This window comes from Devosia sp., assembly GCF_036676215.1.
Classification (GTDB): domain Bacteria; phylum Pseudomonadota; class Alphaproteobacteria; order Rhizobiales; family Devosiaceae; genus Devosia.
Window position 1 is genome coordinate 1 of record NZ_JAKFDJ010000172.1, and the last position, 12011, is coordinate 12011.

Genomic DNA, 12011 nt, shown 5'->3' on the forward strand with positions numbered 1-12011 from the left:
ACCTGCGCAAATCTTTCGTCGAAGGCGTAGCCGGCGCCGCGGACGGTGCGGATGGGGTCGGATTCGCGGCCGCGGTTGATGGCGCGGCGGAGGCGGCCGATATGGACGTCGACGGTGCGCTCATCGACATAGACGTCATTGCCCCAGACGCCATCGAGCAATTGTTCGCGCGAATAGACGCGGCCGGGATGACGCATCAGATATTCCAGCAGGCGGTATTCGGTGGGGCCGAGATGGACGTCGCGATTGGCGCGGCGGACGCGGTGGGTGGTGCGGTCGAGCTCGAGATCGCCGACCTTGAGGGCGGCGGTAACGAGGTTCGGGTTCGCCCTGCGCAGCAAAGCGTGGATGCGGGCGACCAGCTCGGGGACCGAGAAGGGCTTGACGACATAATCGTCGGCGCCGGTGGCCAGGCCCCGGACGCGCTCTTCTTCCTCACCGCGGGCGGTGAGCATGATGATCGGCACGCGGGCGGTTTCCTCGCGGGCGCGCAGGCGCCGGCACAGCTCGATGCCGGAGATTTCGGGCAGCATCCAATCGAGCAGGATGAGATCGGGCAGCTTTTCCTGGATGGCGCTCTGGGCCTCGTCGCCGGTTTCCGCGGTGACGACGCGGAAACCCTCGGCTTCGAGATTGTAGCGCAGCAGGATAGCGATATCGCCTTCGTCTTCGACGACGAGAATGGTGGCGGGCATGAGATGTGCTCCGTCATTCGGGCTAAGAGCCCGATGCTTCAACTGGGCCTCCCTCCCCCTTGAGGGGAGGGCCGGGGAGGGGGTGGTTCGGTGGTCTACTGAGGGACCCCTCCCTCGACCCCTCCCCTCAAGGGGGAGGGAGGCGCAAGACCATGCGCCTTTATGCGGCTAAGCCTTGATCTGGGTCCGGTGCAGTTCCTGCACGTCGGTGGTGAGCGTCTTGCCGGTCTGCAGGTAGTAGGCGCGCTCGGCGATGTTGGTGGCATGGTCGCCAATGCGTTCCAGGCTCTTGGCGCAGAACAGCAGATGGGTGCAGGTGGTGATGTTGCGCGGATCTTCCATCATGTAGGTGAGCAATTCCCGGAACAGGGAGGTGTGCATGGCATCGACCTCGTCGTCGCGGTTGCAGACCTCGATGGCAGCGGCGGCGTCGCGGCTGGAATAGGCGTCCAGCGCGTCCTTGATCTGGCGTAGCACCAGAGCTGTCATGTTCTTGACGCCGTTGTAGAAAGTGGGCTGCAGGCTCATGCCTTCGAGCTTGAGCGAGCGACGGGCCAGCTGCTTGGCCATGTCGCCGACGCGCTCCAGATCCGAGGCGACGTGGATGGCGGTGATGATGGCGCGCAGATCGGACGCCATGGGCTGGCGGCGGGCGATCATGGACACCGCCATGTCATCGATGCGGCGCTGCATGTCGTCGATGCGCTGGTCGGCGATGATGGTCAGGTCGGCCAGTTCACGATCAAGCTTGAGAAGGCTCTTGGTGCCGTTCTCGATGGCGACTTCGACCTGGCCGCCCATCTCGGCGATCAGCTGGGCCAGGGCGGTAAGTTCGTCGGAATAGGACTGGACGATGTGGTCGGTGCCGGTGATGGGCATTGGATGATCCTCTGAGCGCCGTGGTTCCGGCTTAGCCGATACGGCCCATGATGTAGTCCTGGGTCTGCTTGTTGACCGGATTGGTGAAGATGTCTTCGGTGACACCTTCCTCGATCAGGTTGCCCAGGTGGAAGAAGGCCGTCTTCTGCGACACGCGGGCGGCCTGCTGCATGGAATGGGTGACGATGACGATGGTGTAGTTTTCGCGCAGCTCGTCGATCAGCTCTTCGATGGTGGCGGTGGCGATGGGGTCCAGGGCCGAGCAGGGCTCGTCCATCAGGATGACTTCGGGGCCGACGGCGATGGCGCGGGCGATGCAGAGGCGCTGCTGCTGGCCGCCGGAAAGGCCGGTGCCGGGCTCCTGCAGGCGATCCTTGACCTCTTCAAAGAGGCCAGCCTTGCGCAGCGAGGAGACAACGATCTCGTCGATGTCGGTCTTGGACCGGGCGATGCCGTGGATCTTGGGACCGTAGGCGACGTTTTCGTAGATCGACTTGGGGAAGGGGTTCGGGCGCTGGAACACCATGCCGATGCGGGCGCGCAGTTCCACCACGTCGAGGTTCGGATCGTAAATGTCCTCGCCATCGAGCTTGATGGTGCCGCCGACGCGGGCGCCATCGATGGTGTCGTTCATGCGGTTGATGCAGCGCAGGAACGTGGATTTGCCGCAGCCCGAGGGGCCGATGAAGGAGGTCACGGCGCGATCGGGGATGTCGATCGAGATGCCATGCAGGGCCTGTTTGGTACCGTAATGCACGGTGACATCGCGGGCCGTGAGGCGGATTGGGCGTTCGAGCATCTCGGTGGGGTTCATTGTTGTGTTCACTGATTGCTGAGTCGTCTTAACCTTGCCGGCAAGCATATCCATTTTTGAACTCCGATGTCTCAGGCGCGCTTTTGCAGGCGCGAGCGAAGGTAGATGGCCATGCCATTCATGACGAACAGGAAGGCGAGGAGAACGAGAATGCCGGCCGAGGTGCGGGCAACAAAACCGCGCTCCGGACTGTCGGCCCAGATGTAGATCTGGGTTGGCAGGGCGGTCGAGGCCTCGAGGATGCCACCGGGAGGGCTGGTGATGAAGGCGTTCATGCCGATAAGCAGCAAGGGCGCGGTCTCGCCCAGGGCATGGGCCAGCGCCAGGATGGTGCCGGTCATGATGCCGGGCAGGGCCTGGGGCAGCACGTGGTGCATAATGACCTGCTGCTTGGAAGCGCCCATGCCATAGCCGGCTTCGCGGATCGAAGGCGGCACCGCCTTGAGGGCGTTGCGGGTGACGATGATGATGGTGGGAAGCGCCATCAGCGCCAGCACCAGGCCGCCCACCAGCGGGGCCGATCGGGGCAGGCCGAAGGTCTGGATGAAGATGGCGAGGCCAAGCAGGCCGAAGATGATCGAGGGCACGGCCGCGAGGTTGTTGATGTTGACCTCGACGAGGTCGGTCCAGCGGTTCTTGGGGGCGAATTCCTCAAGATAGACCGCCGCCGCGATGCCGGTGGGGAAGCTGATCGCGAAGCAGACGAGGATGGCGTAGAACGTGCCGACGATGGCGCCGGAGAGACCGGCGATTTCGGGGAAGCGGCTATCGGCGTTGAAAATGAGTGCCCAGTTGAAGGGCGTGCTCACCAGACCCTGAGACACGAGGTCGTCGAACCAGGCGATCTGCTGGTCATCGACGCGGCGGTTCTGCTCAGGCGAGTTGCGGTCCACTTCGCCCTTGTTGAGCTGGTCGAAGATGTCGGCGGCCGGAATGTTGAGCGTGACGGTGCCGCCGATGACGCCGGGGTCGCGGACGACGGCATCGCGGACGAAGAACTGCGTGTTGTTGGTCAGGATCTTGGCGATCTCGCGCGCCTCGGCGGGGGTATCGACGGCCGGCAGGAGCGAGGTCATCGCCTGGCTGACAACGGCGCGGAAATTGCCCTCCGCCGGGTTCGCGGCGTCGACGTTTTCTGCGCTGATCGGGAAGGTGACGCGGATGTGGGTCTGCACGAAGGCCTGATAGCCGCCAAGCACCAGCGTGGTGAGCAGGATGCCGAGCAGGAGGATGGCCGTCGAGATCGCGGCGAGGCCATACATGCGCAGGCGGAAGTCGGCGGCGTTGCGGCGGCGGCGAAGGCCGGCACCCGCCTTGATAGGCGAACTGGCGGAAGGGTTCAGGAGCGCGTCGGTCATGGTCGTTCGAGCCCTTATTCGTATTGTTCGCGGAAGCGGCGCACGATGGTCAGGGCGATCACGTTCAGGCCAAGGGTGACCATGAACAGGACCAGTCCCAGCGCAAAGGCAGCGAGCGTCTTGGGGTTGTCAAAGGCGGTGTCGCCGATCAGCAGCGATACGATCTGGACGGTCACGGTGGTCACCGAGTCCAGCGGATTGATGTTGAGCGTGGCGATCAGGCCGGCGGCCATCACCACGATCATGGTTTCGCCGATGGCGCGGCTGAGGGCGAGCAGGATGCCGCCCATGATGCCGGGCAGCGCGGCGGGGAGCAGCACCTTGGTCATGGTTTCGGCGCGGGTGGCGCCGAGGGCCAGCGAGCCATCGCGCATGGTGCGGGGAACGGCCAGAAGCGCATCGTCGGCCAGGGAGGAAATGAATGGGATGATCATGATGCCCATGACCAGGCCTGCGGCAAGGGCGCTATTGGGCGAGGTGGCTATGCCCATCAGACCACCGGCGGAGCGCACTGCCGGGGCAACGGTGAGCACAGCGAAGAAGCCAAAGACGACGGTAGGGATGCCTGCCAGGATTTCGAGGACCGGCTTGACCACGTTGCGGAGCGTATCGTTGGCATACTCAACCAGGTAGATGGCGGTGAAGATGCCGATGGGCACGGCAACGAGCATGGCGATCACCGAGATCACCAGCGTACCGAGGAACACCGGGACAGCGCCGAATGCGCCCGCACCGGCGACCTGATCGGCGCGGATGGCGATCTGGGGTTCCCACTTCAGGCCGAAGAAGAATTCGTGCAGCGGAACCAGCTTGAAGAACTCGAAGGATTCGAACACCAGCGAGAAGATGATGCCGATGGTGACGAACACGGCGATCACGGCGCAGAGGATCATGGCGCCGCTGACGAAGCGCTCGACGCCGGTGCGGGCCCGAAAGCGTGGGGCCAGACGAGAGCGGGCGAAGAACAGCGCTATCGTCATCATCGAAACGGCAACGACGACCATGGCCCAGCCGGCAATGCCCTGCCAGCGGACGTAGCTTTCGGCGGCGGCTGCGATTTCGGGGGTCGGCTCGGCGAAAATGCGGCCGGCTGCGACGTTCTTGATCTCGGAGAGAATGAGGCTGATATCGGCCGAGGAGGCGGCCGCGGTCATGGCGGCGGGGAGAGTGCCAACCAGCAGGCGGTCAATGACGGTACCCTGCAGCGCGAGCCAGAGCAGAACAAGGACAAATGCCGGGATGCCGACCCAGATGGCGACGAAGGTGCCGTGATAGCCGGGCAGGGAGTGTACGGACGCTCCGCTGGTGGCAACGAACCGATTGCCTGCGGCGCGACCGGTGAAGTAGGCGACGAGCGCAAAGACCAGAATGGCCAGCAGCAGATAACCGATCACGATAGGCCTCCAGCGAGCAACGGCATACAGACAGAGAGGAAGCCGGGGAGGATGTCCCCGGCTTCCGGTATCGGGCCTTACTTGGCCGGTGCGGCCATCGCCACGTTGCCTTCGACATTGGCGCGGGTTGCGTCGCGCTCTTCGGCCGACAGCGGGATCAGGCCGCGCTCGGAGAGATAGCCACCCTCGCCGAAGGATTCTTCGGAGACGTATTCGGTGACGAATTCTTCGAAACCAGGGATCACGCCCTTATGGGCATTCTTGAGGTAGATGAACAGCGGGCGCGAGACGCTGTAGGAGGCGTCGGCGATGGTCTCGGTGGTGGGCAGGACGCCGTCGACGGCCACGGCCTTGAGGGTGTCGCTGTTCTCATAGAGGAACGAGTAGCCGAAGATGCCGAGGGCATTGGTATCGGCGTTCAGGCGCTGCACGATCAGGTTGTCGTTTTCACCGGCTTCGATGAAGGGGCCGTCCTGACGCATGCGCGAGCAGGTCTCTTCCATGGCGTCTTCATCTAGGGCAGCGATGGCTTCGAAGCCTTCGCAGCCTTCGAGCATCACGAGCTCGACGAAAGCGTCGCGGGTGCCGGAGGTCGGAGGGGGGCCAAACACGGTGATCGGGGTGGCCGGCAGCGACGCGTCGATGTCGGACCAGTTCTTATACGGATTGTCGACGATGGCGCCGTCAACTTCAACCTGGGCAGCCAGAGCCTGGAAGATCTGGGCCTTGGTGAGGTCCAGGTCCGGACCCTGCTGGGAATGGGCGATCGAAAGGCCGTCATAGCCGATCAGAACTTCGGTGACCGAGTCGACGCCGTTGGTCTGGCACAGCTCGAACTCGGACTTCTTCATGGCGCGCGAGGCACCAGTGATATCGGGATGATCCGGACCAACGCCGCCGCAGAAAATCTGCATGCCGCCGCCGGTGCCGGTCGATTCAACGACAGGAGCCGTGCCGCCGGTCATGGCAGCGAACTGCTCGGAAACGGCCTGGGTGTAGGGGAACACGGTGGACGAGCCAACGATGCGGATCTGGTCGCGCGACTGGGCGAAGGCGGCGGTGGTGCCGAACGCGGCAAGCGCGATCACGGCAGCACTGGCGTAGAGTGCGGTCTTCATGGGATTTCCCTTTCGGAATTCGTTTTCAACGTGGCAGGCCCATCCGGCAGTTCATCCCCCGGCGCCGCCCCTTGACGCGGCAGACCATAGGGTGGCTAGGCGACAGTTTTATTGCTGTTGCGTGACGCGTTTGTGACAGTACAAGCTATTGAATTTACACAACAATGCTAACAACAACAAATTTCTGTCGCGATTCCGGGGCGGCGGAATGTGACAAAGACCAAAGGCGTGGCGAGTCCCGGCCTCCAGCTTTCAGGCCCTGTCCGGATGGTGTGCATCCCCAGCTTTAGACCGCTATTGTGACAGTCCCATCAATGCCAGGCAGGCCGTGGGTGGACATCCCACCATCGCGGCGGTGACAGCGGAGCGATCGGCCGGGCTCAGCGCAGCAGGGGGCGGACCTCGGCCTGCACCTTGCGCATCAGGGGCAGAAAATTGGCGATCATGTGCGAGGTGGAGGCGCGGGCCGAATGGGCGCCGACATTGAGCGCGGCCACGGTCTGGCCCTGCGCATTGAACAGCGGCACGGCGATGGAGCAGAGGCCCAGTTCGAGTTCCTCGTCGATCACGGCAAAGCCCTGGGCGGCGACGACCGCCAGTTCGGTGGTCAGCGAGGGCAGGTCCGCCTTGGTCTTGGCGGTGTAGGCGACCAGCTCGGACCGGTTGAGCACGTCGCGCGCCGCACTGGGAGGAATGGCGGCGAGCAGGATGCGGCCCATCGACGTGCAATAGGCGGGCAGGCGCGCCCCGGCGCCGAGATTGATCGACATGACGCGGCGATAGGAGGCGCGGGCGATGTAGAGAATTTCGGTATTGTCGAGGATGGCGGCCGACGAACTCTCGTTGATCTGGGCCGACAGGTCTTCGAGGAAGGGCTGGATCAGCCGGGGCAGGGGCGTGGCGGCGAGATAGGAATGGCCCAGATTGAGCACGCGCGGGGTGAGGCGGAAGAACTTGCCATCATAGGTAGCGTAGCCGAGATGGGTGAGGGTCAGCAGGCAGCGGCGTGCGGTGGCGCGTTCGAGGCCAGTGCGGTTGGCGACGTCGGTGATGGACTGGCTGGCATGTTCCTCATCGAAGCACTCGATGACCGACAGGCCCTTGACCAGACCATTGATGATGTCACCTTCGCGCATGACCCGCTCCACTGCTAGCGGCCAGAGGGCCGCAGGGCAAATTGCCTTGTCGCAGGCATGCTGTATAGCGGGGCGGGCGATATTCGAACAAAAATCGCGGAGCGCACGGACGAGATCCGGCGTCAGGCGGGGAAGGTCGAGCCTCCCGACATGTCATCGGCGAGGCGCTGCGGCGCAGCGCGGCTCCCAAGGGATGACTATAGCTTTGTCATCATGATCGCAGTGCGGGCACGCGGTCAAAGCCGCGCCAGGTGCCGCGCCACCGCGTGGCCGGAAAGATGCCGGATGGACTTGCCCACTTCCCTCTTGCCAGCCCGCGCCGCCCTGCCTAAGAGGCAGACGGGGGCCCATAGCTCAATGGTTAGAGCCGACCGCTCATAACGGTCTGGTTCCAGGTTCGAGTCCTGGTGGGCCCACCAGAATTAGATAAGTCCCTGCAATGGTTTAGTTACTGACCGTCGCAGGGACTTTTTCTTACGGGGACAGAAACGGGGACGGAATGGTAGCCGCATCTACAGTCCTTGGCGCCGCCGGCGAGCACTACGTGATGAGCTTGCTCCTCCGCCACGGCTTCATAGCCGCCCTGGCTCCAGTAGGCGTCCCCAACTGCGATATCGTGGTCACTGACGACATCGGCGACCGCCTCTGTGCGATTCAAGTGAAGACGCGCGTCGAGAAAGGCTCGGACGGCGGTTGGCATATGTCCGAGAAGCACGAGCACATCAGCTCGCCCGGCCTCTTCTATGTGTTCCTTGATTTCGGGCGCACGCTGACGGACCCGCCTGTGAGCTTTGTCGTCCCATCGGCCGTGGTGGCGGACGTCGTGGCCAGGTCGCATGCTACGTGGCTGTCGCAGCCCGGCAAGCGGGTCGAGGTTCGGAAGGATGGCCCGATGCGACGGTTCATGCCGGACTACACGAAAGTGGGATTGGATATCGGCGCGGGGCCGGGTTGGCTGGAGCCGTATCGGGAGAACTGGGCACAACTGGCCAAGGCGACGTGAGCGGTTATACGTGATTTGCGAAACCAGTATAACGCCCGGAAATGCTGGGTTTTTGGGCGCTGTAAGTAAAACTCTGATTTGCGTATAGCGGCTATCAGGGCGCCTTGAACGTCCTACTGCGCCGCTGATGCCGCTCCAGCTCCGCGAGCAGCAGCTCATCGTCCTCGTCAGGGCCCTTCGCCTCGAACGCTTCAGCGTCACGCGCAACCTGCCGCATCAACGCGACATGGTCTTCGTTAGACTGAATGAAGGGCAAGTCGAAGCTCGGGACGACCGATCGACCCAGTGCAAGAATGAGCTCCCGAGCGTGGTAGAGCTCGAGAGCTTGCATCTCGAGGATGTGGTCCACTTCCCCCATCAGCCGCACCAGAAATTTATCCGACACCGGTTTTTCACCGCGGAGCATCTGCGAGATCAGTGAGTGCGACATACGAAGATCCCGAGCGAGCTCGGATCTTCCGTTCTCTCCATACAGCAGTCGCATGATCGCAAGGAGCTGCTGCCGGCGCTCCGCCTGGTCCTTCTCGTCGTAGCCCATCACCATCACCTCACCGAGGCCGCTGACCCCGGCCTCTGGCTTCGCACCATGGTGTCGATCCTCGCAAGCTACAAGGGCTAATAGTGCTCATCCTCAGATAAAAAAGTGTGTACTAGCTGATACTTTTTCTGCATCATCCTTTTGACCGTCGCAGTCACCTACCTCCACCGGGCGGGGATCTCAGGCCACCCGCGCCACAAGAAAGAAAGACGATGCTTACTACCGACACCCACCGCCCCACTCGCCGCCAGTGCCCCGAAAACCTTGTCGACGCGGCGCGCGTCATCGAAGTTGCCACCCGCTACCCCAGCATCGAGGTTTCCGCGCTCGCGGAGCGTTTCGGCGTTTCCGATCGCACGATCTACAATGTCTTAGACAAAGCCGGCATCAAGCGCGCCGACGCTGAACCCGCCGCTCAAACCCGCGGCCCTGACCATCCCTGGCGCCCGACCACCCGCCGCAAACCCGCGGCGATCGCCATGAGCAAGTGCGAGCGCCAGGCCCTCATCGACGATTTCCTCGCCAAGAATCAGGTCACCAAGATTCCACGCGGCGTACGGACTGCGGACATCGTCTTCCTCGACACCCTCAAAGATTAGGAGCCACCATGATCGATCCTGCATACGTCTTCCCCCGCTTCTCCATAGCGTCTGCTGTTGCCCGCTCCCGTGCAAACGAGGGCTGGCTCCGTCCTCACGAACGCGAACGCTTTCTGGAGCTTGCGGGGTATCTCGACCGCGCTTCCGAAACCCCTCGCGACAAGCTCATCGAGCTCTATGACGAGCTCAACTCGACGGACGTTGTCCCTGGCTCACCGGCACGTGCGATGGCGGCCGACTTCATTGACCGCGTCATGGACGAGCTTGCCGGCGTGGTGCACGTCCCGAACTAGCGACTAGAAAGAATTCGCTAACGAACCCTTGACGTAGCCATATGGCTACACCATTCTATGATTATTCGCTGACGACATTGGGTTGTCGGCCGACCGGGATAAGCCCGAGGAGACTAAAATGACTGACCTTACCGCTACCCAGATCGCTGCCAACATCTACAAGGGCATGGACGAGAATCGCATGATGCATGGCGGTAGCTTCCGTGGGTGGGATGATGAACCCAAGTCCGCCGCGATCGATGCCATCGACATCTACAAAGAGGGCGAGGACTACGCGCCGGATCTAGCGTCCGACAAAACCCTCTACGACGATGTCGTTGACGAGCTGGTCGAGATGATCGAGGACGAGATGGAGCTCGAGTACGATCCGGATCAAGTTGCTGAAGGCAACAACGAATTCAAGTCGCTGAACTTCACCCACGTTGCGATTTCGTGGGACCCGGGCTTGGCATTCATCGCCGAGGCGAAGACCGCGGCCGAGGCGCTCGAAGCTTTCCGCAAGGACGTTTCCAAGGACATCGTGAGTGAAGGGTTGGCCTTCTACAGCATCACAACGTACGAAGCCGATCGGATCCGTGATATTGGCGACTTCAACCGCATCATCCGGGCTGCTGACGAGCGTGAAATTTTCGAGTGAGGATGGCGTTCACCGGCGATGACATGCAGCGTATCCGCCACCAGCTCGGGCTATCCACGCTCGAGCTGGGTCGCGCTTTCGGCTATGAAGGCGGCGACGACACGGTCCGTGTCACAATCCGCCGCTACGAGAGCGGCCAGCGCCCCATCCCACCTTGGCTCGGCCGGCTGATGACGATGTTTGAGCGGTTCGGTGTGCCGAAGGATTTTCGCGATACGGACGCTCTCATGAAGACCCTGTATGAGCAAATCGACGACATCGAGAACGGTCGAGAGCCGGGCGACTGACGCGGGTTGACCAAACGTAAATTCGGGGGCTCTACGATAGGGATGTCGTAGGGCCCTTATCATGTCGAAGCTAACTGATCTCCAGTTCAAGACGTCCGTGCACCAGGCATTCCCGGATCGCTCGTCGGCCCGGGCGGCCCGTTTTGCCGGTACTAGTCAGCGCACGATGCAAAAATGGATGAGCGGCGAATCCGACGTGCCGCAGAACGTCAGCGATGCGATCGCGCACCAGGCTCGGGTTGCAGACCAGACCGATGTCATGCGTCATCTCGAAGAAAGCTGCCAGGAATTCTTGGATGCAGACGGGCATCGGGAAGCGCTGGGGTCGATACTCTCGGCGCTCTACCAGAAGATGCTCGGCAAGCCGATCGAATAGGTTTCGTTAACTTCCAGTCCGGTCTGACCTCGACAATACAGCGTCCGCCAGTTAGACGGACGGTCCAATTCGTTGCGCTCACGCTGTTTGGCGTTGGTGCATCGCCATTCTAAGGGGCGTGATCATGACCAGTTCAACTGGCCGGCGGAGCGATTCCGCATCTCAATCCAATCTCGACGATCGTGACATCGACGCACTCCAACGACGTCAGATGCGTCTCGGCCAGATCATGGACGGCGCACTCCCAACGACGGATGAGCTGCTAACCGGCCTGCCGCCGCGCAACGACGACGTCCAGGCGGACGTAATGGCTTACATCGACGATTGGCGTGAGCGGCGGCCCAAGGATCATCTTCTCGAGAACGACCTCTTCATCGCTTCAGAGCTCGCTCGTCTGACAGCAGACCACCAAAACCTGTCCGCCCTGCTAACGGCAGCGCGCCGATCCGGCGAGCGCTGCCACGAGGACCAACGGCTTGCCAGGCGGGTCGAGGTACTGCTCGCGCTCATGGGTGACGTCGACGCCGCTGGTAGGGCTGTGCTGCGCGCGATCCAAACTCGCGCCGGCCGGCCATTCGATATAGCGGCGCTCCATGGAATTGCGTTCGCGATTGGCGTGAGCACGGCGGCAGGCGGTGGGGACTACGAAGCCGGGGACGCCTCTAAAAATCTGAAATTTGGCTTCCGTGTGCTCAACGAACTCGCGCCCATGGTCCCGGAAGTCGCCGACCAGCACGACCAACAAGGTGGCCTAGCCGGACTGCTAAAACGGCAGCGCGCGGCCGAGAGCGATGACGACGAGGACCGAGCTGTCGGTGCTCTCGAAGCAATGCTCGTGAGCGGGGCATTCGAAGAAGAGGACGACGCAACGCTGACTGGCGATG

Annotated in this window: 15 protein-coding genes and 1 tRNA gene; 8 read left to right on the forward strand and 8 right to left on the reverse strand. The window is 62.5% G+C overall.

Going from position 1 to position 12011, the window contains the following annotated elements:
* The 7 genes from phoB to V6M52_RS14735 all read right to left on the reverse strand — a co-directional run.
* Window positions 1–695, reverse strand: a 695-nt coding sequence (gene phoB / locus V6M52_RS14705; protein ID WP_332701552.1) for a phosphate regulon transcriptional regulator PhoB, incomplete at its 3' end; no start/stop codon positions are given.
* A 168-nt stretch (window positions 696–863) separates the two neighbouring features.
* Complete coding sequence (phoU, locus tag V6M52_RS14710; protein WP_332688500.1) at window positions 864–1574, reverse strand: phosphate signaling complex protein PhoU; 711 nt, start codon at window positions 1572–1574, stop codon at window positions 864–866.
* Between the two features lie 31 nt (window positions 1575–1605).
* Window positions 1606–2388: a phosphate ABC transporter ATP-binding protein PstB gene (gene pstB, locus V6M52_RS14715; protein WP_332701564.1), complete on the reverse strand. Its 783-nt coding sequence runs from the start codon at window positions 2386–2388 to the stop codon at window positions 1606–1608.
* A 71-nt stretch (window positions 2389–2459) separates the two neighbouring features.
* Window positions 2460–3746 (reverse strand): phosphate ABC transporter permease PstA, encoded by a 1287-nt coding sequence (gene pstA, locus V6M52_RS14720; RefSeq protein ID WP_332701553.1) that lies wholly within the window; start codon window positions 3744–3746, stop codon window positions 2460–2462.
* 14 nt (window positions 3747–3760) lie between these two features.
* The gene (pstC, locus tag V6M52_RS14725) at window positions 3761–5140 is read right to left on the reverse strand and encodes a phosphate ABC transporter permease subunit PstC (protein ID WP_332701554.1); all 1380 of its coding nucleotides are present in this window, start codon (window positions 5138–5140) and stop codon (window positions 3761–3763) included.
* Window positions 5141–5217: 77 nt separating this feature from the next.
* Window positions 5218–6258, reverse strand: coding sequence for a substrate-binding domain-containing protein (locus tag V6M52_RS14730; RefSeq protein ID WP_332701555.1), 1041 nt, complete (start codon window positions 6256–6258; stop codon window positions 5218–5220).
* A 380-nt stretch (window positions 6259–6638) separates the two neighbouring features.
* The gene (locus V6M52_RS14735; RefSeq protein ID WP_332688510.1) at window positions 6639–7394 is read right to left on the reverse strand and encodes an IclR family transcriptional regulator domain-containing protein; all 756 of its coding nucleotides are present in this window, start codon (window positions 7392–7394) and stop codon (window positions 6639–6641) included.
* A 343-nt stretch (window positions 7395–7737) separates the two neighbouring features.
* Between V6M52_RS14735 and V6M52_RS14740 the strand changes: the two genes are divergently transcribed.
* Window positions 7738–7813, forward strand: a tRNA-Ile gene (locus V6M52_RS14740).
* A gap of 128 nt (window positions 7814–7941) precedes the next feature.
* Complete coding sequence (locus V6M52_RS14745; RefSeq protein WP_332701556.1) at window positions 7942–8397, forward strand: hypothetical protein; 456 nt, start codon at window positions 7942–7944, stop codon at window positions 8395–8397.
* Window positions 8398–8491: 94 nt separating this feature from the next.
* Here the strand turns inward: V6M52_RS14745 and V6M52_RS14750 are convergent, their stop codons facing one another.
* Window positions 8492–8935: a hypothetical protein gene (locus V6M52_RS14750; RefSeq protein ID WP_332701557.1), complete on the reverse strand. Its 444-nt coding sequence runs from the start codon at window positions 8933–8935 to the stop codon at window positions 8492–8494.
* A gap of 212 nt (window positions 8936–9147) precedes the next feature.
* Here V6M52_RS14750 and V6M52_RS14755 point away from each other — a divergent pair, with 212 nt between their 5' ends.
* The 6 genes from V6M52_RS14755 to V6M52_RS14780 form a co-directional block, all read left to right on the forward strand.
* Window positions 9148–9534, forward strand: coding sequence for a hypothetical protein (locus V6M52_RS14755; protein ID WP_332701558.1), 387 nt, complete (start codon window positions 9148–9150; stop codon window positions 9532–9534).
* Between the two features lie 8 nt (window positions 9535–9542).
* Entirely contained in the window at window positions 9543–9827 is a 285-nt protein-coding gene (locus V6M52_RS14760; protein ID WP_332701559.1) for a hypothetical protein, read from the forward strand.
* Between the two features lie 118 nt (window positions 9828–9945).
* The gene (locus tag V6M52_RS14765) at window positions 9946–10464 is read left to right on the forward strand and encodes a hypothetical protein (protein WP_332701560.1); all 519 of its coding nucleotides are present in this window, start codon (window positions 9946–9948) and stop codon (window positions 10462–10464) included.
* 2 nt (window positions 10465–10466) lie between these two features.
* Window positions 10467–10751 carry a helix-turn-helix domain-containing protein gene (locus tag V6M52_RS14770; protein ID WP_332701561.1) on the forward strand — a complete coding sequence of 95 codons (285 nt, stop codon included), beginning with the start codon at window positions 10467–10469 and terminating at the stop codon, window positions 10749–10751.
* Between the two features lie 61 nt (window positions 10752–10812).
* Window positions 10813–11127 (forward strand): hypothetical protein, encoded by a 315-nt coding sequence (locus tag V6M52_RS14775; RefSeq protein ID WP_332701562.1) that lies wholly within the window; start codon window positions 10813–10815, stop codon window positions 11125–11127.
* A gap of 124 nt (window positions 11128–11251) precedes the next feature.
* A partial coding sequence (locus V6M52_RS14780; protein ID WP_332701563.1) for a hypothetical protein occupies window positions 11252–12011 on the forward strand: 760 nt, incomplete at its 3' end.